This window comes from Pantoea sp. CFCC18177 (assembly GCF_059412425.1).
Genome location: NZ_JBNBPL010000009.1, coordinates 60,795 through 82,636 on the forward strand (window position 1 = coordinate 60,795; position 21,842 = coordinate 82,636).

Annotated in this window: 23 protein-coding genes; 15 read left to right on the forward strand and 8 right to left on the reverse strand. The window is 54.1% G+C overall.

The window, feature by feature from the left end:
• The first annotated feature begins 278 nt into the window (after positions 1 to 278).
• On the forward strand, positions 279 to 1,025 hold the full coding sequence (cysQ, locus tag ACPUC8_RS11415; RefSeq protein ID WP_039331431.1) for a 3'(2'),5'-bisphosphate nucleotidase CysQ: 747 nt from the start codon (positions 279 to 281) through the stop codon (positions 1,023 to 1,025).
• Positions 1,026 to 1,088: 63 nt separating this feature from the next.
• On the opposite strand, the gene ACPUC8_RS11420 is transcribed toward cysQ, so the two are convergent.
• Positions 1,089 to 1,646 carry a YtfJ family protein gene (locus ACPUC8_RS11420; protein ID WP_494926329.1) on the reverse strand — a complete coding sequence of 186 codons (558 nt, stop codon included), beginning with the start codon at positions 1,644 to 1,646 and terminating at the stop codon, positions 1,089 to 1,091.
• A gap of 313 nt (positions 1,647 to 1,959) precedes the next feature.
• On the opposite strand from ACPUC8_RS11420, the gene ACPUC8_RS11425 reads away from it, so the two are divergent.
• Entirely contained in the window at positions 1,960 to 2,166 is a 207-nt protein-coding gene (locus ACPUC8_RS11425; RefSeq protein ID WP_031280153.1) for a DUF1107 domain-containing protein, read from the forward strand.
• A gap of 83 nt (positions 2,167 to 2,249) precedes the next feature.
• On the opposite strand, the gene paeA is transcribed toward ACPUC8_RS11425, so the two are convergent.
• The gene (gene paeA, locus ACPUC8_RS11430; protein ID WP_494926330.1) at positions 2,250 to 3,587 is read right to left on the reverse strand and encodes a polyamine export protein PaeA; all 1,338 of its coding nucleotides are present in this window, start codon (positions 3,585 to 3,587) and stop codon (positions 2,250 to 2,252) included.
• 448 nt (positions 3,588 to 4,035) lie between these two features.
• Here paeA and tamA point away from each other — a divergent pair, with 448 nt between their 5' ends.
• From tamA to ACPUC8_RS11445, 3 genes are read left to right on the forward strand one after another with little or no spacing between them, the layout of a single operon-like run.
• Positions 4,036 to 5,775, forward strand: a complete 1,740-nt coding sequence (tamA, locus tag ACPUC8_RS11435; RefSeq protein WP_038644462.1) for an autotransporter assembly complex protein TamA — start codon at positions 4,036 to 4,038, stop codon at positions 5,773 to 5,775.
• Positions 5,772 to 9,542 (forward strand): autotransporter assembly complex protein TamB, encoded by a 3,771-nt coding sequence (tamB, locus tag ACPUC8_RS11440; protein ID WP_494926331.1) that lies wholly within the window; start codon positions 5,772 to 5,774, stop codon positions 9,540 to 9,542. The genes tamA and tamB overlap by 4 nt, the downstream gene beginning before the upstream one ends.
• Positions 9,543 to 9,544: 2 nt before the next feature.
• Positions 9,545 to 9,898, forward strand: a complete 354-nt coding sequence (locus tag ACPUC8_RS11445) for a gamma-glutamylcyclotransferase family protein (protein ID WP_039331420.1) — start codon at positions 9,545 to 9,547, stop codon at positions 9,896 to 9,898.
• A 98-nt stretch (positions 9,899 to 9,996) separates the two neighbouring features.
• On the opposite strand, the gene ppa is transcribed toward ACPUC8_RS11445, so the two are convergent.
• From ppa to ACPUC8_RS11460, 3 genes are all read right to left on the reverse strand, one after another.
• On the reverse strand, positions 9,997 to 10,527 hold the full coding sequence (gene ppa, locus ACPUC8_RS11450) for an inorganic diphosphatase (RefSeq protein WP_039331418.1): 531 nt from the start codon (positions 10,525 to 10,527) through the stop codon (positions 9,997 to 9,999).
• A gap of 100 nt (positions 10,528 to 10,627) precedes the next feature.
• Positions 10,628 to 11,077 (reverse strand): DUF441 domain-containing protein, encoded by a 450-nt coding sequence (locus tag ACPUC8_RS11455; protein WP_038644476.1) that lies wholly within the window; start codon positions 11,075 to 11,077, stop codon positions 10,628 to 10,630.
• A 71-nt stretch (positions 11,078 to 11,148) separates the two neighbouring features.
• On the reverse strand, positions 11,149 to 11,562 hold the full coding sequence (locus tag ACPUC8_RS11460) for a lysozyme inhibitor LprI family protein (protein ID WP_494926332.1): 414 nt from the start codon (positions 11,560 to 11,562) through the stop codon (positions 11,149 to 11,151).
• Positions 11,563 to 11,735: 173 nt separating this feature from the next.
• Between ACPUC8_RS11460 and ACPUC8_RS11465 the strand changes: the two genes are divergently transcribed.
• Positions 11,736 to 13,295 carry a methyl-accepting chemotaxis protein gene (locus ACPUC8_RS11465; protein WP_058971701.1) on the forward strand — a complete coding sequence of 520 codons (1,560 nt, stop codon included), beginning with the start codon at positions 11,736 to 11,738 and terminating at the stop codon, positions 13,293 to 13,295.
• A gap of 16 nt (positions 13,296 to 13,311) precedes the next feature.
• Here ACPUC8_RS11465 and ACPUC8_RS11470 read toward each other — a convergent pair whose 3' ends face one another.
• Positions 13,312 to 13,602: a helix-turn-helix domain-containing protein gene (locus ACPUC8_RS11470; RefSeq protein WP_039331413.1), complete on the reverse strand. Its 291-nt coding sequence runs from the start codon at positions 13,600 to 13,602 to the stop codon at positions 13,312 to 13,314.
• A gap of 92 nt (positions 13,603 to 13,694) precedes the next feature.
• Here ACPUC8_RS11470 and ACPUC8_RS11475 point away from each other — a divergent pair, with 92 nt between their 5' ends.
• Positions 13,695 to 13,958: a helix-turn-helix domain-containing protein gene (locus ACPUC8_RS11475; RefSeq protein WP_494926333.1), complete on the forward strand. Its 264-nt coding sequence runs from the start codon at positions 13,695 to 13,697 to the stop codon at positions 13,956 to 13,958.
• A gap of 50 nt (positions 13,959 to 14,008) precedes the next feature.
• Here the strand turns inward: ACPUC8_RS11475 and fbp are convergent, their stop codons facing one another.
• Positions 14,009 to 15,013, reverse strand: a complete 1,005-nt coding sequence (fbp, locus tag ACPUC8_RS11480; protein ID WP_039331410.1) for a class 1 fructose-bisphosphatase — start codon at positions 15,011 to 15,013, stop codon at positions 14,009 to 14,011.
• A 166-nt stretch (positions 15,014 to 15,179) separates the two neighbouring features.
• Here fbp and mpl point away from each other — a divergent pair, with 166 nt between their 5' ends.
• The gene (mpl, locus tag ACPUC8_RS11485) at positions 15,180 to 16,535 is read left to right on the forward strand and encodes a UDP-N-acetylmuramate:L-alanyl-gamma-D-glutamyl-meso-diaminopimelate ligase (protein ID WP_494926334.1); all 1,356 of its coding nucleotides are present in this window, start codon (positions 15,180 to 15,182) and stop codon (positions 16,533 to 16,535) included.
• Positions 16,536 to 16,628: 93 nt separating this feature from the next.
• Here the strand turns inward: mpl and yjgA are convergent, their stop codons facing one another.
• Positions 16,629 to 17,177, reverse strand: coding sequence for a ribosome biogenesis factor YjgA (yjgA, locus tag ACPUC8_RS11490; RefSeq protein WP_058971291.1), 549 nt, complete (start codon positions 17,175 to 17,177; stop codon positions 16,629 to 16,631).
• A gap of 116 nt (positions 17,178 to 17,293) precedes the next feature.
• Between yjgA and pmbA the strand changes: the two genes are divergently transcribed.
• From pmbA to ACPUC8_RS11525, 7 genes are all read left to right on the forward strand, one after another.
• Positions 17,294 to 18,634: a metalloprotease PmbA gene (gene pmbA / locus ACPUC8_RS11495; protein WP_058971294.1), complete on the forward strand. Its 1,341-nt coding sequence runs from the start codon at positions 17,294 to 17,296 to the stop codon at positions 18,632 to 18,634.
• 71 nt (positions 18,635 to 18,705) lie between these two features.
• Complete coding sequence (gene cybC / locus ACPUC8_RS11500; RefSeq protein ID WP_039331402.1) at positions 18,706 to 19,092, forward strand: cytochrome b562; 387 nt, start codon at positions 18,706 to 18,708, stop codon at positions 19,090 to 19,092.
• A 254-nt stretch (positions 19,093 to 19,346) separates the two neighbouring features.
• Positions 19,347 to 19,685, forward strand: coding sequence for a glycine dehydrogenase (locus ACPUC8_RS11505; protein WP_039331400.1), 339 nt, complete (start codon positions 19,347 to 19,349; stop codon positions 19,683 to 19,685).
• Positions 19,686 to 19,702: 17 nt separating this feature from the next.
• Positions 19,703 to 20,059, forward strand: a complete 357-nt coding sequence (locus ACPUC8_RS11510; protein WP_009087404.1) for an SFCGS family glycine-rich protein — start codon at positions 19,703 to 19,705, stop codon at positions 20,057 to 20,059.
• 2 nt (positions 20,060 to 20,061) lie between these two features.
• Positions 20,062 to 20,361, forward strand: coding sequence for a DUF4312 family protein (locus ACPUC8_RS11515; RefSeq protein ID WP_039331394.1), 300 nt, complete (start codon positions 20,062 to 20,064; stop codon positions 20,359 to 20,361).
• 25 nt (positions 20,362 to 20,386) lie between these two features.
• The gene (locus ACPUC8_RS11520; RefSeq protein ID WP_039331392.1) at positions 20,387 to 21,163 is read left to right on the forward strand and encodes a DUF4311 domain-containing protein; all 777 of its coding nucleotides are present in this window, start codon (positions 20,387 to 20,389) and stop codon (positions 21,161 to 21,163) included.
• A gap of 12 nt (positions 21,164 to 21,175) precedes the next feature.
• The gene (locus tag ACPUC8_RS11525; RefSeq protein ID WP_008103548.1) at positions 21,176 to 21,823 is read left to right on the forward strand and encodes a DUF4310 family protein; all 648 of its coding nucleotides are present in this window, start codon (positions 21,176 to 21,178) and stop codon (positions 21,821 to 21,823) included.
• The last annotated feature ends 19 nt before the right edge of the window (positions 21,824 to 21,842 follow it).

Consider the following 21,842-nt stretch of genomic DNA (forward strand, 5'->3'; position numbering starts at 1 on the left):
TTTATGAATAGGCCTCTCAAAATAATGTAAAACAATGACGAATTATCATTTCAATTTGTGATGTAACCCGGACTTTTGCACAGTTTCCGCCGTGCGTCTCAGCCATAAACCTATTCAGCATCGCGCCATAGCCGCGGTCAGTGAACTATGGTATTGATAATCATATAGATTGCCGTAGCCGACAGTACAGCCACCGAGGGTTGAGGCACAACTGCTAAACTGTGTAGAGGTGGGCTGTAAATGTCTGACAGGCAGAATCAGCGGATAAGAGGTGGAAAATGTTAGATAAAATTTGCCAGCTGGCGCGTGAAGCGGGCGATGCAATTATGCAGGTTTACGATGGTGCACAGCCGATGGATGTCACACGTAAATCGGATGATTCCCCGGTTACCGCCGCCGATCTCGCGGCACATAAAGTGATTATTGATGGGCTTGCCCGACTGTCACCCGAGATCCCGGTGCTGTCAGAAGAAGATCCGCCAGTCTGGGCGGAGCGTCAGCACTGGCAAAAGTATTGGTTGGTCGATCCGCTGGATGGAACCAAAGAGTTCATTAAGCGTAATGGTGAATTTACCGTCAACATTGCCCTGATCGATAACGGCAAGCCGGTGCTGGGCGTGGTCTACGCGCCGGCTCTGGGCGTCATGTATTTCGCTGCGGAAGGTAAGGCCTGGAAAGAAGAGGGCGGTCATAAAACGCAGATTCAGGTACGTGAAGCGCGTCCATTACTGGTGGTGGTGAGCCGTTCGCACTTTGATAAAGATGAAGAACTGAAAGAGTATCTGACGCAGTTAGGTGAGCATCAAACCACGGCGATCGGTTCATCGCTGAAGTTTTGCCTGGTGGCCGAAGGTAAAGCCCAGCTTTATCCACGCTTTGGGCCGACTAACATCTGGGATACCGGCGCGGGCCACGCGGTGGCGATTGCTGCTGGGGCACATGTGCATGACTGGCAGGGTAAAACGCTGGACTATGCACCGCGTGAGTCTTTCCTGAACCCGGGGTTCCGCGTTTCGCTGTTTTAATGGTTCGTAGCGGCGCAATTTATTGCGCGATAAATCGCGCCGCTACAAAAATTGTGCTGGATTCTATTGTTGCAACAACTCACGGATCAACGTCATCGCCTGCTGCACTTCATCCTGCGTCAATGCGCCCTCTTTGGCGTAACGCACATGGCCGGTTTTATCCAACACCACAATGGCGGAGCCGCCTTTCTCCAGCTGCCAGACTTTACGCACATTGCCATTGCTGTCGACGATAAACTGCGACCACGGATATTGCTGCTTATTGCTCTCAATGCTGCTGCGCACAAACATGCCGGTACCGGGAATGGCATCGTCGGTATTGACGATGGTGGTGGTCTGATAACGATCGTGCGGGAATTTCGCGGCTTTGATCGCTTCAATCAACGCGGCATTCTGCTCTTTAGCCGACGAGCGCCCGGCAATATGTAAGATGACTCGCACTTTTCCACTCAGCTGCGCGCTATTCCACGGCTGGTAGCTAAACTTATCTTGTTGATAAAGCAGCTCACCTCTGTCACTCACGCCAACCGGTGGGACGCGGTCGCCCAGCTTCAACGCGTGGGCTGAGACGAGCCCCGGTAACAACAGTGCCAGTGCTATTAAAGAATGTGCCAAACGCATGTTGATGCTCCTTAGTGATCCGACCAGTTATTCATGTTTCTGCAATATTAGGCGTGGATGATGCGCCTGTCGCGATGAGTTAACAGCTTTGCAACCCACGCCACAATTCCTTAATGAGTGAAGGTTTATACTGTGTTTTGTGAGCGGCATAACAGAGTGTTCTGTAATGATGTGTCAATTCAGTAAAAAATTCACTTTTTCGGAACATACGTAACGCAGGGTGTTCTATAGTTATGCCTCATTTGCGCTTCATGGGCTCGTACCGAATTTGGCAACGGCGAAGCGTATTCCATCTGTTCAGGAGTTAGACAGCATGAAAATCTTCCAGCGCTATAATCCGCTGCAAATTGCGAAATATGTAAAGACGCTATTTAAAGGAAGGTTGTACATCAAGGATGTTGGCGCGTTTGAGTTTGATAAAGGCAAGGTAATGTTGCCACGCGTCAAAGATAAGCAGCATCTCAGCGTGATGTCAGAAATCAATCGCCAGGTGTTGCGACTGCAAGCTGAGTACAACTAAGCACCAAAAAGAAAGGGCGCCATGAAGTCAGGCGCCCTGTAGCGGCGCGATTTATCGCGCCTTGTTTTTTTCAGCCCATCACCCTACGGTGACTCAAGCTCATCCGTCGCACTCTTAGTGACATTCAGCACTGGCGGTCGGTCGTCAATACGCGTGACCAGCAGCTGGTCGATGCGGTAACTGTCGATATCCACCACTTCAAACTTATAGCCTGAGAACTTCACGAAATCGGTGCGTTTCGGGATTTTGCGCAGCATATACATCATAAAGCCGCCGATGGTTTCATAGTTACCGGACTGCGGGAAATCATCAATATCCAGCACGCGCATCACGTCATCAATTGGTGTGCCGCCTTCGACCAGCCATGAATTTTCATCACGCGCGACAATCTGCTCTTCCTGACCCTGGCCCACCAAATCGCCCATTAAGGTGGTCATCACATCGTTCAGGGTGATGATACCTACCACCAACGCGTATTCGTTCATGATCACCGCGAAGTCTTCACCGGCGGTTTTAAAACTTTCCAGCGCTTCGGAGAGGGTCAGTGTGTCCGGCACAATCAACGCGGAGCGGATCTGCACGCCGCTGCTGAGCGTCATACTCTGGTTACCCAGCACACGCAGCAGCAGCTCTTTGGAATCCACATAACCGACGATGTGATCGATGTCGCCGTCACACACCAGGAATTTAGAGTGCGGATGTTCAGCGATTTTGGTTTTCAGGCTGTTTTCATCTTCGTGCAGATCAAACCAGATGATGTTCTCGCGGGATGTCATAGAAGAGGGCACGGTGCGCGATTCCAGCTCAAACACGTTCTCGATCAGTTCGTGCTCCTGCTTACGCAACACACCTGCCAGCGCGCCCGCTTCCACCACCGCGTAGATATCGTCGGAAGTGATGTCGTCTTTGCGCACCATCGGTAATTTGAAGATGCGGAAGAACACGTTCGCCAGACCGTTAAACAGCCACACCAGCGGACGCATAATCAGCAAGCAGAAGCGCATAGGATTGATGATGCGCAATGCCACCGCTTCCGGCGCAATCATCCCCACGCGTTTAGGTGTTAAATCTGCGAACAGGATGAACAGGCTGGTGACAACGGTGAACGAGCAAATAAAGCTCAACTGATCGGCCAGTTCGGGAGACATGAAACGGCTAAACAGGCTGCTGAAGGCGGGTGAGAACGCGGCATCACCGACAATACCGCCGAGGATCGCCACCGCGTTCAGGCCAATCTGCACCACGGTGAAGAACATGCCAGGTTGTTCCTGCATTTTCAGCACGCGCTGGGCATTAATGTTGCCTTCATCGGCCAGTAGTTTAAGTTTGATTTTACGGGCAGCCGCCAGCGAAATCTCTGAAAGAGAAAAGAATGAGCTGATCACAATCAGTAAAAGAATGACAAGTAAGCTATCGAGCATAAAAGATCCGTTGGGTTAATCACTTGTCATTTTTGGCCTGGGCAGCGCGGGCGTACATCCAGTACTCACCCGTGATACAGGGCTATCCGTGCCAAAAATGTCTGCGCCATTTCGACAAGGAACGTTAGCGTCGGGGCAGAAAGGAAAGCAGGTCATGCCTGCTGGGTGCTGATTATAGCAGCAGCGCTTATCATGCCGCCAGAGGCGCGCATCGAAGGCCAGGATTAATCCGAGTGCGCCGCTGCCAGGCACAGAACTGCGGCTTCGTTGTTGTATCGGTCCCGCCATTTACCGACAATAGGAAATGATTTGGCTTAGTGACCATTTTCCTCAGCTATGCGCCGAAAAGAGCGGCTATGCTGATGGGTAAGCGAGTGGTGGTGATAGCCTCCTATGAGCATTAACGCCCCTGCGGAATTAGGGGCAGGCATTATTAACAGGAGTAAACGTGCCACGATTGCATATTTATTGTCTGGCCAGCCTGTTGCTTGCTGCGCCTGCCGTTGAGGCAGCGAAAGTGCGCTTGCAACTTGAAGGCTTAACCGGGGATTTACAGAAGAACGTCAGGGCGCGCTTGTCCACCATTGGTACGGACGAGGTGTCGAGTGACGGGCGTTTCCAGGCGCGTGTTTCGCAGGCGATCAAAGAAGGATTGCGTGCGCTGGGTTACTACGAACCCGAGATCGATTTTGAGTCCCGTCCTGCTCCGCCGCAGGGTGGCAGACCGGTGTTGATTGCCCATGTGAAACCGGGTGAGCCGGTGAAGATCGGCGGCAGCCACATCGTGGTCGAAGGCGCAGCTAAAAATGATGATGATTACAAAGCCTGGGTGAAACAGGGCACGCCGAAAGTCGGCACCCAACTGAATCACGGCGAATACGATAAATTTAAAAACGGCTTCTCCAGCCTGGCACTGCGTAATGGTTACTTCGACGGTGACTTTAAGCAAAGCCAGCTTGGCGTTTCGGTCGAAAGACGCGAAGCTTTCTGGGACATCGATTACGACAGCGGTCCACGCTACCGTTTTGGCGATGTCAGCTTCCAGGGCTCGCAAATCAACGAAGCCTATCTGCGTAATCTGGTGCCGTTTAAAAAAGGCGATCCCTATAGCTCGCGTGATTTAGCGGAGCTGAACCGTCGTTTATCCGCCACGGGCTGGTTTAACTCGGTGGTGGTGGCCCCGGAATTTGATAAAGGTCGCCAGACCAAAGTGCTGCCGCTCAATGCAGCCGTCTCGCCGCGCGTGGAAAACACCATTGAAGCCGGTGTGGGCTATTCCACCGACGTCGGGCCACGTTTGAAAGGCACCTGGAAAAAGCCGTGGATCAACAGCAGTGGCCACAGCCTGACCGCCAGCTCCTATATTTCTGCTCCCGAACAGCAGTTGGACCTCAGCTATAAAGTGCCGCTGTTAAAAAGCCCGCTGGAACAGTACTACACCTTCTCCGGCGGCCTGAAGCGCACCGATCTCAACGATACCAAAGCCGATACCACCACGCTGGGCGTCTCCCGCAACTGGGACAGCAGCTCCGGCTGGCAGCGCGCGGTTAATCTGAAATGGAGTCTCGACCACTTTACCCAAGGTAGCGTCACCAACACCACGATGCTGCTCTATCCGGGCGTGAGTTTGAGCCGCACGCGTTCGCGCGGTGGCCTGATGCCCACCTGGGGCGACTCGCAGCGTTACTCGGTGGATGTCTCTGATACCACCTGGGGTTCGGATGTTGACTTCCTGATCCTGCAGGCGCAAAACGTCTGGATCCGCATGCTGGGCGAGAAAAACCGCTTTGTGGTACGTGGCAATCTCGGCTGGATCGAAACCAACGACTTCGACAAAGTCCCGCCGGATCTGCGCTTCTTCGCCGGTGGCGATCGCAGTATTCGCGGCTACAAATACAAAGATGTCTCGCCGCGTGACAGCGACGGCAAATTGACCGGGGCCTCCAAAATGGCCACCGGCTCGCTGGAGTATCAATACAACGTGACCGGCAAATGGTGGGGCGCGGTGTTTGTCGATTCCGGTGAAGCGGTGAATGACATCAAACAGAGTGATTTCAAAACCGGCGCGGGTGTCGGCGTGCGCTGGGCTTCTCCTGTGGGGCCGATCAAATTCGATATCGCACGTCCAATTGGCGATGACAAGGAACACGGTTTGCAATTCTATGTAGGACTGGGGCCTGAACTATGAAGCTGTGGAAAAAGGTCCTGATTGGATTCGGTATTTTTCTGGTGGTGCTGTTTGGCAGCGTGGCGTTTCTGATTGGCACTACGCCGGGATTGCATCTGTTACTCAAAGGCGCCGATCGTTGGGTGCCGGGTTTATCGATTAACAAAGTCGAAGGCGGCTGGCGTGATCTCACGCTGAGCGGCGTGAAATATGAGATGCCAGGCGTGAGTGTCGACGCGGGGCGCTTCCACCTGGCGCTGAATCTCAATTGCCTGCTGCACTCCTCAGTCTGTGTCAACGACATTGGCTTGCAGGACGTCAGCGTGGTGGTCGATAGCAAGAAAATGGCCCCGCCCGCGGCTCCGCCTCCGCAAGAAGAGAGCGGCAGCACCAACCTGAGCACGCCGTATCCGATCACGCTGAGCAAAGTTGGCCTGCATAACATCAACGTCAAAGTGGATGATACGGCGATCTCGCTGTTGGATTTCACCACCGGCCTGAACTGGCAGGGCCGTGCGCTGACGTTAACGCCAACGCATATTCAAAGCCTGCTGATTGCGCTGCCGAAAGCGGCGAAAGTGGTCGATGAGCAAGTGGTGCAGCCGAAAGTGCAGCAGCCGCAGCCGGATGAAAAGCCGCTGGGTGAAACCCTGCAAGAGATGTTTGCCAAACCGCTGCTGCCAGAACTGCCAGATTTCCAACTGCCGTTGGATATCACCGTTCAGGAACTGCTTGGCGAGCAGTTGCGCCTGACCGGTGACACTGATGTCTCCATCACGCGTTTGTTGCTGAAAGCCAAAACTGCCGATCGCCATCTGCAACTGGAAACCTTTGATGTCGATTCACCGCAAGGGCAGGTTAACGCCAGCGGTGACGCGCAGCTGGCCGATAACTGGCCAGTGAACTTCACTCTCAATGGTTCCCTGAATCTTGACCCTATCAAGGGTGAGAAGATCAAAATGAACCTCAGCGGGGCGATGCGTGAAGAACTCAAGCTGGGGCTGAATCTCTCCGGACCGATGCAGGCACAGCTGGATGCCGCTGCACAACCGGCGGTGGCCGGGTTACCGCTGTCGCTCAAACTCACCAGTCCGCAACTGCGCTGGCCGTTGACTGGCCCGGTGCAGTATCAGGCCGATAACCTCGATTATCAGTTCAGAGGCAAAGCCACTGACTATGTGATGTCGCTGCGCACCGCCGTGAAGGGTGAAGGCGTGCCGCCTGCCACTCTGGCGCTGGACGGTAAAGGCAATGTGCAGCAGTTCAATCTTGATAAGCTGCGTATCGCGGCGCTACAGGGCAACGTGGATTTGACGGCGCTGGTGGACTGGAGCAAAGCCATCAGCTGGCGCAGTGAACTGACGCTGTCGGGTATCAACACTGCCAAACAGTATCCAGACTGGCCTGCCAAACTCGACGGCAAAATTGCCACGCGTGGCAGCCTGTATGGCGGTAGCTGGCAGCTCAGCGTGCCGCAGCTGGAGCTGAAGGGCAACGTGAAGCAGAACCTGGTCAGCGCGAAAGGTTCGCTCACCGGCAACAGCTACAACCAGTGGAAAATCCCCGGTATCAACATTGCGCTGGGCCGCAACCATCTGGATGTGAAGGGTGAACTGGGCGATGCACTCAATCTGGATGCCAACATTGATGCGCCGCAGCTGGACAACGCGCTGCCAGGTCTCGGTGGGGTGGCGAAAGGCACAGTAAAAGCGCGAGGAACCTTGAAGGCGCCGCAATTGCTGGCGGACCTGACGGCAACCGGCTTACGCTGGCAGCAGTTGCATATTCAACGCGTGGCGCTGCAAGGTGATGTGAAATCCAGCGAGCAGATTGCCGGTAAGCTGCAACTGCGCGTCGAGCAACTGCAACAGGATGCGCTGAAGATCAACCTGCTGACGCTGAATGCCGACGGCAACGAGAAACAGCATCAGCTGAAGCTGAACGTACAAGGCGAGCCGGTTTCTGGTCAGTTGGCACTGAACGGCAGCTTTGATCGTCAAACCCAACGCTGGCAGGGCAATCTCAACAACACCCACTTTGACACGCCGGTGGGTGAATGGCGTCTGACGCGCGCCATGGCGATCGATTATCTCAACAGCAAGCAGACTGCGACTATCGGGCCTCACTGTTGGCAGAACCCGAATGCACAAGTCTGCGTCCCAGAACCGATTGAAGCAGGGCCAAGCGGTCATGCCCATGTGGTACTCAATCGCTTCGATTTGGCGATGATCAAACCCTTCCTCACCGATGCCACCAAGCTTAACGGCGTATTCAGCGGTGATGCGCGGGTGAACTGGACCGCCGATGGCGCGCTGCCTACTGGCACCGTATCGCTCAAAGGCAACGGGGTGAAAGTGGAGCAGGATGTGCAGGGCAACACGCTGCCAATTGCTTTCGATACGCTCAACCTCAATGCGGCGATGCGTAATGGACGGGCACAACTCGACTGGCTGATCCACATCGTTAACAACGGTCAGTTGAGCGGTAACGTGCAGATTGCCGATCCGCAAAGCCGTCGACTGCTGTCAGGGAACGTGGGCATCAGCAATCTGTCACTGGCGATGTTCAACCCGGCGTTGATGCAGGGTGAGAAGATCAAAGGCAATCTCAACAGCAATCTGCGTCTGGGCGGTTCGTTGCAGCAGCCGCAGGTGTTTGGCCAGTTGGGATTGAGCGATGTGAATGTGCAGGCCAGCTTTATGCCGGTTTCGCTCACCTCCGCCAACCTGAATATGGTGTTTAACGGCATGAGCTCCACGCTCAACGGCCTGTTGCAAACCACGCAGGGCAACCTGAACCTGGGCGGTAATGCCGACTGGAGCCAACTGGATAACTGGCGTGCCCGTGTGACAGCCCAGGGCAGCCGTATCCGCGTAACGGTGCCGCCGATGGTACGTATGGATGTATCACCGGATCTGGTATTCGAGGCCACGCCAGCCGCGTTTAATCTTGATGGCAAGGTTGATATTCCCTGGGCGCGTATCACGGTTCAGGAAGTGCCAGAGAGCGCTACCGGTGTCTCTTCCGATGAGGTGATGCTGGATAAAGATCTGAAACCGATACAGCCGAAGACGGCGGCGATTCCGATCAACAGCAACCTGGTGATCCACGTTGGCAACGATGTGCGCCTCTCTGCTTTTGGTCTGAAAGCTAAACTGAACGGCGACCTCAAACTGGTGCAGGATAAAAACGGCCTGGGCCTGAACGGGCAAATCAATATTCCGGATGGCCGTTTCCACGCCTATGGACAGGATTTGATTGTGCGCAAAGGGGAGCTGCAGTTTGCTGGACCACCGGATCAGCCGTATGTGAATCTGGAGGCGATACGTAATCCAGAGGCAACCGAAGATGATGTCACGGCTGGCATCCGTGTCACCGGCTTAGCGGATGAACCGAAAGTGGAGGTGTTCTCTGACCCGGCAATGTCGCAACAGGAAGCACTTTCTTACCTGTTACGCGGCCAGGGACTGAGCAGTGACGGTGACAGCAATGCATTAACTTCAGCACTTGTAGGGTTAGGGGTTGCACAAAGTGGTCAGGTTATGGGTAAAATCGGCGAGACATTCGGCGTAAGTAACCTTGCCCTTGATACCACCGGCGTGGGCGACAGCCAGCAGGTGCAGGTGAGTGGTTATGTACTGCCGGGTCTACAAGTAAAATACGGTGTCGGCATATTTGATTCACTGGCGACTTTAACCTTGCGTTATCGCCTGATGCCCAAACTCTATTTAGAAGCCGTGTCGGGTCTCGATCAGGCACTGGATTTGCTCTATCAGTTTGAGTTTTAGCAATGCGAATAATTGTCTACGGCAGTTTACGGCGCAAACAGGGAAACAGTCATTGGATGACGAATGCGCAATGGCTCGGCGACCATCAGATTGAAGGGTTCGATCTCTACAATCTGGGGCACTATCCGGGCGTGGTTGAGGGTGAGGGCAAGGTCTGTTGCGAGGTTTATCGCATCGATGCCAGCACGCTCGGCGAACTTGATGCCTTGCGCACCAAGAATGGCGAATACAAACGCCAACTTATCCAGACGCCTTACGGCAGTGCCTGGCTGTATGTGTATCAGCGTTCGATAGCTGGTCGCACACGCATCGCGAGTGGTGACTGGCTAAAACGCGACGAGGATACCGAGGCATAAATAAAAACACCGTCCAATGGACGGTGTTTTTTTATCATCCGATCGTGGCATGTGCACCCTACATTGTAGGGTGCGCATTCATGCGCACCAGGACTCGATTATTTCTTCTGAGCGCGCTCGAAAGAAGAGATGATTTCAGCTTTGGCCGCTTCTGCGTTGTCCCAGCCGTCAACCTTCACCCATTTGCCTTTTTCCAGGTCTTTGTAGTGCTCGAAGAAGTGGGTGATCTGCGCTTTCAGCAGTTCTGGCAGGTCGTTCACATCTTTGATGTGATCGTATTCTTTGCTCAGTTTGGTGTGCGGAACCGCAACCAGTTTGGCATCTTCACCAGACTCGTCGGTCATTTTCAGCACGCCAACTGGACGGCAGCGAATCACAGAACCCGGCACCAGTGGATACGGGGTTGGCACCAGCACGTCAACCGGATCACCATCCAGAGACAGGGTGTGGTTGATGTAACCGTAGTTGCACGGATAGAACATGGCGGTAGACATGAAACGGTCTACAAACAGGGCGCCAGACTCTTTGTCCACTTCATATTTGATCGGATCGGCGTTCGCTGGGATCTCGATAACGACATAGATATCTTCTGGCAGTTCTTTACCTGCAGGCACCTGGTTCAAACTCATCTGGCTTTCCTTCATTGGTCGTATGTTGAGTGACGGCTATTATAGCCAACTGACTCTGAAAGTATGCCCCCTTTTTGGCGTTTAGGAATGCTCCAACGGCCTACTTAGCAGTGACAAACAGCGAGACAATCCCCGCAGCAATCAGTGGTCCGACCGGGACACCACGGAAAAACGCCACGCCAATCACCGTGCCGATCAACAATCCACCAATCACCGATGGCTGCACACTCATAAAACTGACGCCACGTCCGCCCAGCCAGGCGACAAACACCCCGACAATAATCGCCACAATCGATTGCCAGTTAGCAAAGGACTTTAACAGTGACGACGCGGGCAAGGTGCCACTGGCCAGCGGTGCCATGACCGCCACAGTCAGAATAATGATACCGATCTGAATGCCCTGTTTTTCCACATACGGAAAGAACTGCGACAGCGGCGTGAGTTTGATGGCGAGTAAGATCAGAATCGAGATAGTGACAGCGCTGTTGTGCACGAAATAGCTGAGAACGGCGAGGCAAACCAGAATGATGGTAGAGGCATAAGCAGCCATGATTTCTCCCTGTAGATGGATGGGTGCGCGGATCAGTGCCCGCGCTGACGTTTTTTTAACGCCCCCATTTATCAACAATCATCGGGATTGGCGCAACTGCCTTTGTTGATTGATTGCAACATTAATGCCTGATTACGCACCAGGTTGACCCCTTGCGCGCCCACGGAAAGGGCCGCCATGCTGCCCTGGCTGCTCAGGAAATAGCTGCGGCTGGCATCCATCCAGCTGTCGCGGTATGTCAGCCACGCACGCTGGGCAGTGCGTAATTTGTCTTTAGCGTCACCGGTTAATTTTTTCATTGCCTGGTTGTACTGAACATTCATCTCTTTATCCCAGGACTGATTGGCCGCGCTGTAGCACTGCGACATACCCGCGGTAGACGATTCCTTGTTCAGACACTGTTGTAGCTGCTGATCCAGTGGATGGGTTTGCGCCAGCGCCATTCCCGAGGTGCATAAACAGGCAAGCAAAAGCCATTTTTTCATCGATCTCTCCCTTCATTTTTGGCGGTCACACTTAATTCATTGTGAAGAGTAGGGGATTGCCAGCCGCATGACTATCAACTCTGGATAAAGTTTCTGTGATCAACTGCCGATAATCTCTCCGTTTTAGGGCCAGTGGAGTTCTGCCTTTTTCCATACACACGGGAATGATCATGATCAGACAACTATCAATACGTACCGCTTTGCTTGCGTTGTTGGCCATCATGACGGTGATGCTGTTAGCCGTCAGCGCCATGGGTATTTATGCCATCAATGCTGGGAATCAATCACTGGACGCATTAAACCGCATCCAGGGAATTGAGCTGAACAAGTTGTATCAAAGCCGCTCTGAACTGATGCGTGCACGCGCCAATGCGGCGTTGGCGGTACGCAAAATCGAAATTGGTTTGTTGGATGACGGAACGAAAGTCACCAATCAAGCGCAGGCTGCTGTGGATAGCTCGCACGCTTTACTGAAAGCCTTTGTCGATGCGGGCACGGTCACCGCTCAGGGTAAAACCTTGGCGGATGCCGTTGTCGCAACCTATGCCATCTACGACAAAGAGGGCATCACGCCGATGATGGATGCTTTGAAAAAGCAGTATACCGATGAGTATTATCAGGTGCTGGAAGGGAAGCAGTCGCAGCTGGCGGCCAACTACTCGAAAGCGGTGAATGATTTCAGCCAGTATGCCGATCAAGTCTCCGCTGCGCGTTTGCAGCAAGCGGCAGAGAACGAAGTGCAGATGAAAGTGATGATTGGCGTGGTGATGGCGCTGACGCTGCTGCTAATCGTGCTGGCCTGGCAGCTGTTACGCCGCTCGTTACTGCGTCCTCTCGACAGCGCCATTGCGCATCTGGAGCAGATTGCGGCAGGCGACCTCTCGCAGCCGTTACCCGCTGCGGGCAGCAATGAAATTGGTCGTCTTAATCAGGCACTGTCCGATATGCAGCTGGCGTTGCGTGATTCCGTCAGTCAGGTGCGTGAAGCCAGCTTGCAGATTGATGTGGGCAGCCGTGAACTGGCGGCAGGCACCGTGCATTTGTCACAGCGCACTGAAGAGTCGGCGGCGTCGCTGGAGCAGACGGCGGCCAGCATGGAGCAGCTCACTGCAACGGTACGTCTCAATGCCAGCAACGCACAGCAGGCAAACCAGCTAGCCAGCAATGTCTCGACCAGCGCGGATCGCGGTGCCGAAGTAGTGGGCTACGTGATGGAGAAGATGCAGGAGATCACGCAAAGCTCGAACCGCATCGGCGATATTCTTAGCGTTATCGACGGCATTGCTTTCCAGACCAATATCCTCGCGCTTAACGCATCGGTTGAAGCCGCACGTGCCGGGGAGCAGGGGCGTGGTTTTGCCGTGGTCGCTAACGAAGTGCGCACCCTGGCCGGGCGCAGTGCCACCGCCGCGAAAGAGATCCGCGAGCTGATCAGTGAATCCCAGACGCGCGTCAAAGAGGGCAGCGACATGGCCACGCGTGCGGGGGAAACCATGGATGAGATCTCCACTGAAGTGATGCGCGTGACGTCACTGATGAAAGAGATTTCGATTGCCTCAGAAGAGCAGAGTCGTGGCATTGAGCAGGTGAATCAGGCGGTGACGCAGATGGATGAAGCCGCGCAGCAGAACGCCGCGCTGGTGGAAGAAGCCAGCGCCGCCACCCAGTCACTGGAAGCGCAGTCGCAGCAGTTGCAGGAGTCGATGGCGCAGTTCCGCGTGGTCGCCGCGTAATCAGGTGGCAACGTGCTTATGGCACGTTGCCACTCTTACCTTCAGAAAAGCGCAGGATCATCTCGGCTAATCGGTCATCTTCAGCCAGAAAATAGGCGGCAGAGATATCCAGCGCCTTCGCCAGTAATTGCAGTGTCAGCAAATCGGGCTGATGCACCCCCACTTCATAGCGATTGATACGCGCGCTGGCGGAAAACTCTTCTATTCCTGCTGCAATTCCCAACCTTTTTTGCGACAAATTCTTAGCAAGACGCGCATGTTTCAGGCGTCTACAGAAAGTGTCTTGCAGGGATGAGGTTGGTTTCATGACTACGAGAATCGTAGATTTACTGCTTGTCAGATACTACGAGTAACGTAGTATCGTTAAGTGAACCTATAACGATAACTAAGGAGAGTGACGTGGGTGAAAGCAAGCAGGACTGGCATCAGGCCGATATTATTGCCGCCTTACGAAAGAGAGGGACTTCATTAGCTGCGGTGTCCCGCGAGGCGGGTTTGTGCTCAACGACGCTGGCCAATGCCTTAACGCGATCGTGGCCGAAAGGTGAGTGGCTGATTGCTGAAGCTATTGGTGTGGCACCGAATGAGATATGGCCAAGCCGATACTACTCACCACAAGGTGAGCTGATTGACCGTCAGGCAAAAAGACGAAAGATGAAATGAGCCAACAAAAAGCCCGCTACATTGAGCGGGCTTTTTCACATCAAAACAACTTACGCGTGGCTGTCCGGGAATTCACGGATGAAGCGCTCAACGTCATCGACCATCGCATCGTTGCCGCAGAAGAACGGGCAACGCTGGTGCAGCGTTTCAGGCTGAATGTCGAGGATACGATGCTCACCGTCACTGGCTTTACCGCCGGCCTGTTCCGCCAGGAACGCCATTGGGTTGCACTCATACAGCAGACGCAGCTTGCCTTTCGGGTGGCTGGCGGTGCTTGGATAGAGATAGATGCCGCCTTTCAGCAGGTTACGGTGGAAGTCTGCCACCAGTGAACCGATGTAGCGCGACGTGTACGGGCGCTTGGTCGCTACATCTTCTTCCTGACAGAATTTCAGGTATTTCTTCACGCCCTGTGGGAAGCGAATGTAGTTACCTTCGTTGATCGAGTAGGTATAACCTTTCTCTGGGAAGGTCATGCGCTCGTGGCTCAGGCAGAACACGCCGAGAGACGGGTCGTAGGTAAACGCATGCACGCCTACACCGGTGGTGTAAACCATCATGGTGGAAGAACCGTACACCACATAACCGGCGGCGACTTGTTTGTTGCCAGGCTGCATGAAGTCCGCTTCGGTGATCGGGGTGCCCGGCTCACTGATGCGGTGATAGATAGAGAAAATGGTACCAACGGAAACGTTAACGTCGATGTTTGAAGAACCATCCAGTGGGTCCATCAACACCACGTATTTACCGTCCTCTGAACCTTCAAAGATGACAAACTCATCTTCTTCTTCAGAAGCGATACCGGCAACCACGCCACGCGCTTTCAGGGCAGCTTTCAGTTTTTCATTCGCGAACAGGTCCAGCTTCATCTGCTGTTCACCCTGCACGTTTTCCACGCCGCTGGCACCGAGAATATCCACCAGACCCGCTTTGTTAATGTCGCGGTGGATAATCTTAGCCCCAAGCTTGATGGAGGAAATCAGCGCCGTCAGTTCACCTGTGGCGTGAGGAAAGTCGTGTTGCTTCTCGACGATGAATTCGCCTAACGTTTTCATAACACATTCCCTGAATCTACGGTGGAGTGGTAGCAGCTGTAACACGCTACCAACGTATGAGCGCAGTTTAGCCGATTGAACTTTAAAAACCATAGTCCTAATCCGTTTCTTCCCACTCTGCTCGGGGTTACACTGTGCGCCGAACTTTTGAGTAATGGGTCTCTTTATGCGTATTCACATCCTTGGGATTTGTGGCACTTTCATGGGCGGACTGGCGATGCTCGCCCGTTCACTGGGACACGAAGTGACCGGTTCAGACGCCAATGTCTACCCGCCGATGAGCACCTTGCTGGAGCAGCAAGGCATTGAATTGACAGAAGGTTATGATGCTAGTCAGCTTGATCCGCACCCGGATCTGGTGATCATTGGCAACGCCATGACGCGCGGCAATCCGTGTGTGGAAGCGGTACTGGAACGCAACATTCCGTACCTGTCAGGCCCACAGTGGCTGCACGATTTCGTGCTGCGCGATCGTTGGGTGTTGGCTGTGGCGGGCACCCACGGAAAAACCACCACCGCAGGCATGGCAGCGTGGATTCTGGAGGCCTGTGGCCTTGAGCCGGGCTTTATCATCGGTGGTGTGCCAGGAAACTTCGACGTTTCGGCAAAATTAGGAAAAAGTCCATTCTTCGTCATTGAGGCGGATGAGTACGACAGCGCGTTCTTCGACAAACGTTCTAAGTTTGTCCATTACTGCCCGCGCACCCTGATCCTCAACAATCTCGAATTCGATCACGCCGATATCTTTGACGATCTGCGTGCGATCCAGAAACAGTTCCACCACCTGATTCGTATCGTGCCGGGACAGGGTAAGATCCTGCTGCCAGAGCACGATCACAATCTCAAGCAGGTGATGGCGATGGGCTGCTGGAGCGAGCAGGAAACCGTGGGCGACAACGGCCACTGGCAGGCGAAGAAATTGACGCCGGACTCATCGCACTGGGAAATTTGGCTCGACGGCGAGAAAGTCGGCGAAGTGAACTGGGCGCTGGTGGGCGAACACAACATGCACAACGGGCTGATGGCGGTTGCCGCCGCTCGTCACGTGGGCGTGAAACCCGTGGATGCAGGTGAAGCGCTCAGCAGCTTTATCAATGCACGTCGTCGCCTGGAACTGCGTGGTGAGGCGAATGGCATCAAGGTGTACGATGACTTTGCACACCACCCCACGGCGATTCACGCCACGCTGGCGGCGCTGCGCAGTAAAGTCGGTGGCACGGCGCGCATTCTGGCAGTGCTGGAGCCACGCTCTAACACCATGAAGATGGGCGTCAGTAAAAACGATTTGGCACCGTCACTGGGCCGTGCTGATAACGTGTTCCTGTTCCAGCCACATCATATTCCGTGGCAGGTGTCGGATGTGGCGGAAGCCTGTGTCCAGCCAGCCAAGTGGAGCGCGGATATCGATACGCTGGTAGAGATGGTGGCGAAAGAAGCCCAGCCAGGAGATTCCATTCTGGTGATGAGTAACGGCGGCTTTGGTGGTATTCATCAGAAACTGCTGGAGCGATTGGGGCGTTAAGTTTGCGGTGGCCATAAATGGCCACCCTACAAGGTATGCAATCTCATTGCAGGGTCGCCATTCATGGCGACCTTTTTAATGAGCGCAGCGGACCTACGCTTCTGCCAACTCGCGCAGATACTGGAAAATCTGACGGGCTGATTTAACCGGCTTGTTCGCGGCTTTCTCTTTCTGCGCATTACGGATCATGCTGCGCAACTGCTGACGGTCAGCGTCTGGATAGAGGGCAATCACCTCTGCCACGGCGTCATCGCCTTTCTCAATCAAACGATCGCGCAACTGCTCGAGTTTATGGAACAGCGCAACCTGCTGGTTGTGGCGGTTCTTCAGCTTATCCAGCGCCTGACGGATCGGATCTTCATCGCGCGCGCGCAACATCTTACCGATCAGCTGCAACTGGCGGCGACGGCCTTCCTTCTTAATGCGCTGTGCCAGTTCAATGGCGGCACGCAGATCTTCGTCGAGGGGGATCTTATCGAGGGAGTTTTTCCCTAAATCCACTAACTCGGCACCGAGGCGTTTTAGCTCTTCGGCGTCGCGTTTAATTTCGCTTTTACTGACCCAGATAATCTCATCGTCTTCATCTTCTTCGTTTTGATTATCCGGCACATCGTCGAGCCAGTCATCGGGCTGCTTGGTCATCTCTTGGCTCCCTAAAAAAAAGAGGCTAATCCTACCAGTTTATCGGGCGACTGCGAAATTGTTCTCTGAGTCTGATAGACTCAATAAATTCATACTTAAGATTAGACGGCAGGTCGATGAACGTATCTACTCAGGTTGCAGAACAACGTAAAGTGTTAGAACAGGCTGTCGCGCAGGCGCTGGAACTGGCGAAAGCCAGCACCGATGGTGCAGAAGTGGCGGTCACTAAAACCACCGGCATCGGCGTCAGCACCCGCTACGGCGAAGTCGAAAACGTCGAATTCAACAGCGATGGTGCGCTCGGCATCACCGTCTATCATCAAAACCGAAAAGGCAGTGCTTCCTCAACCGACCTTAGCCCGGATGCGATTAAACGCACCGTGCAGGCGGCGATCGATATTGCCCGTTACACCTCCGTTGATCCTTTTGGTGCACCCGCCGATCCCGATCTGCTGGCCTTTGAAGCGCCGGATCTTGATCTCTACCATCCGTGGGAGATCGATGCCGATCGCGCTATCGAACTGGCCGCTCAGGCGGAACAAGCGTCACTGCAGGCGGATAAGCGCATCACCAATACCGAAGGCGGCAGCTTTAACAGCCATGTCGGCATCAAAGTGTTTGGTAACAGCCACGGCATGCTGCAAAGCTACTGCTCAAGCCGTCATTCACTCTCCAGCTGCGTGATTGCAGAGCAAGATGGCGACATGGAGCGTGACTACGCTTACACCATTGGTCGCTCAATGGACGACCTGAAAAGCGCGGAATGGGTGGGGCAGGAGTGTGCGCGTCGCGTGTTGTCACGTTTAGCGCCGCGTAAGCTGTCGACCATGAAAGCACCGGTGATCTTCGCGCCAGAAGTGGCGACCGGTCTGTTCGGCCATCTGGTGGGCATGATCAGCGGTGGTAGCGTCTATCGCAAATCGACCTTCCTGTTGGATTCACTGGGCAAACAGATTCTGCCGGAATGGCTGACCATCGAAGAGAAACCGCATCTGCTGAAAGGGCTGGCTTCCACGCCGTTCGACAGCGAAGGTGTGCGCACTCAGGCGCGTGACATTATTAAAGATGGTGTACTGCAAAACTGGCTGCTGACCAGCTATTCGGCGCGCAAGCTTGGCTTGCAGAGTACCGGTCATGCGGGCGGCATCCATAACTGGCGCATTGCAGGCCAGGGCCACAGCTTTGAGGATCTGTTGAAGCAGATGGGCCGTGGTTTAGTAGTCACCGAAATGATGGGTTCTAGCGTGAGTGCCATGACAGGCGACTACTCGCGCGGCGCGTCAGGCTTTTGGGTTGAAAACGGTGAAATCCAATATCCTGTGAGCGAGATCACAATTGCGGGCAACCTGAAAGACATGTGGCTCAATATGGTAACTCTCGGTAACGACATTGAAACGCGCAGCAATATACAATGCGGGTCGGTGCTGCTGCCGGAGATGAAAATCGCCGGACAATAAAACATCGCTTCCTGAAAGCAGCCCAAGTGGCTGCTTTTTTATTAGCCCGACAATAATAAAAGGATATACCGATGCGTAAGCATGTGATTGCAATGTTGTCTCTCTCGCTGTTGTTCTCCTCGGCTAGCGTTTTTGCCGCTGACCTGGAGAAAGATATGGATACGCTGAAAGATGGTCTGAGCGTGGTGAAAAAAACCTCCGATGCTCAGGAAATGCAAACTGCACTCGGCAAGATGCGCCAGGCGGCGGAGGATGCGAAAAAATCCACCCCGGAGAAACTGGAAGGTCAGTCGGCTGACAGCGCTCAGATTAAGGATTATCACGCCGGTCTGGATTCGTTGATTGCGCAGATTGATGTCGTTGACCAGTTAGCCAAAGCCAACAAACTGGATGAGGCTAAAACGGAAGCGAAGAAACTGGAAGATATTCGCAACGCCAACCATAAGAAATTCCGCTGATAAACCTGGCCAGCCCTCTGCTGGCCTTATTTCCTTCGCTCACCTCGCCGTAATTATTCGCCTTATTCCATCACATCACCGCATTTTGTGACCTGTTTCGCACAGTTCGTGCGTACTGCGATCTGGCGCACACTCAGCCGTGGGATTTCCACTTAAAGGTGGAAAAGATGCGTCTCCACAGCGGCCAGCGGAAAGCGTAATTTCTTTTCAACGCGAATTATCTCTAATTGTCCGCAGTAAACAGGAGTAACAAGGTGAGGAGTGAAGCTGTCCCACTGAAGCAAAGTACGCCGGAAGCCATTCAGGCGTTGGCGGATAACGTGATGAAGCAAATTGCGGCGATCTACACCGCACACCAGATTGAAGCCAATGCGGTTCAGCAACAGATGCTGGCTTCACATGTGCGGGCCATGGCCGGGCGCTCCCTCACGGGTGAGGCGCTGCCAGAGGTAGAAGCCGAGCTGTTTGAAGATATCTCGCCAGACACCATGGCGCTGGCGCAGCAGGTGGTGGATCTGTTTGGCAATCTGCCTAAAGAAGAAGCCTGGCTACTTTCGGTGCATATCGAAGTGGCGAAATCGAACGAATCTTGAATTGAGAGGAATTGAACATGGTAACTGTCGTCATTGGTGATCGTCTGGGTAAAGGCCAGAAAGTCGCAGCCGGTATTGAGAAAGCGGGCGGACGTGCCGTCGTGGTACCGGGCGTCGCGGCAGACATGAAGCTGGGCGATGTGATGAAAGCGGAAAACGCAGACTTCGGCATCTCTTTCTGCGGCAGCGGCGGTGCGGGTGCCATCACTGCACAGAATAAATACGGCTACAAAGCGAAACACGGTATGCGTTCCATCGATGAAGGCGTCACGGCCATCAACGAAGGTGCCACTGTGCTGGGCTTCGGCTTTATGGATAAAGAAGAGCTGGGTGAACGTCTGGTACAGGCGTGGAACAAGAAGCACGGCAGCTAAGCATGAAACAGCAATATGACACTCAGGTCACGGTGCAGGGCAAAGGCGACAGCAAAGCAAAAGCCTTTGCCGATGCACTGAGCAAGGTGCAGCAGCAAGTGCTGCGCACCAGTCAAAAGATTCTGTTGCGCATTGAACCCATAGATGTGCGGGTGCTGCGCGCGCAGGAGAGCGTACGCACAGAGAAGTTCTTGTTCTTCTTTCTGGCGCGCGAACGACGGAACTACAGCGTCGAGCTGGAAATTACCGTCAGCGTCACCGTGATCGATACCGACAAGGTGGATTTCATCGCGACGAAATAAAAACGACAACAAAGGGTACAACAACATGTTTCTGATCATTTTGTTTAAGTCGTTGATCATTGGTGGATTGGTTGGCGTTGGGGTAGGAGCGGGCGCAGCGCGCATGTTCCACGCACCAACCACGCAAGGTATGGGCGCATTTCGTACCTTGGGTGAACTCAATTCCTGCGAAGGCGATCCTGCATCGCACTTCTCCTTTGGTCTTGGCTTCTTCTTTAACGCCTGGGCATCGTCAGTGGCTGCGGGTTCCTTCACACAGGACGTTGACCACCGCATTATTCCCAACTGGGGCGCGGCAGCGTTGATGGTGAAAAATCGTAATCTCGCGGAAACCCTGCACAACCCGAAACGCATGGCGATTGCCTGCGGCATCATCGGCATGATCGTAGTGGCATTCCTCAACAGTACCGCTTCTGCGGTGCCCGCGGCATTGCAGGTCACGGCGGTCAAAGTCTTAGTCCCCGCCGCGAACCTGCTGGTGAACACCGTGATGCCAGTGATCTTCTGGCTGGCAGCGATTGATGCCGGTAAGAAATCAGGTTTCTGGGCGACCATTTTTGGCGGTCTGGCGCAGTTGATCATGGGTAACGCAGTACCGGGCTTGGTGCTGGGCATTCTGATCGGTAAAGGCGTGGAAGAGAGCGGCTGGAACAAGGTCACCAAAGTGATGATGTTCGCTATCGTGCTGCTGTTTGCCCTGAGCGGCTTCTTCCGCGGCTTCGACATGAAGCTGCTGCAATCCTTCCAACTGGGCATCCCAGGCTGGCTGGACATGATCCACAACAGCCTGAGCGGCAAATAAGGAGCCTTGAGAATGAACGAGACCGAAAATAAAGGGTTCTGGTATGCCGACTGGTCGTTCCCGATCTTTGTTGGCCTGCTCTCCTCCGGCGTGTTCGCCGGTACGCACATGTACTACCTGTACGGTATTGGCGCATTTAACGAAGTGGCGTTTGTGTCGATGCTGCGTTCGGGTATGGAAACCGGCGTGTATGGCGCGGTGGCGGCATTTGGTGCCAGTTTCCTGTTTGCCCGCATCATCGAAGGTTCGCTGGTGGGCATCCTCGATATTGGTGGCGCAATCCAGACCGGCGTTGGCCTGGGCGTTCCCGCGCTGCTGCTTGGGGCAGGGATTGTGTTCCCGGTGGCCAACTTCGCCGCTTCACTGGCAACAGGCCTGGTGGTGGGGTTAGCCATTGGATATCTGATTATCCTGGCGCGTAAGTTCACCATTAATCAGAGCGACTCCACCTACGGTGCGGACGTGATGATGGGCGCAGGTAATGCCTCTGGTCGCTTCCTTGGGCCGTTGATCATTCTCTCTGCGATGGCCGCATCGATTCCAATCGGTCTTGGTTCGCTGGTGGGTGCGCTGCTGTTTTATCTCTGGAACAAACCGATCACCGGTGGTGCGATTCTCGGTGCCATGGTGTTAGGCGCGATGTTCCCGATTTCGTTGTAATTTTTTTGTGAGACCAGGT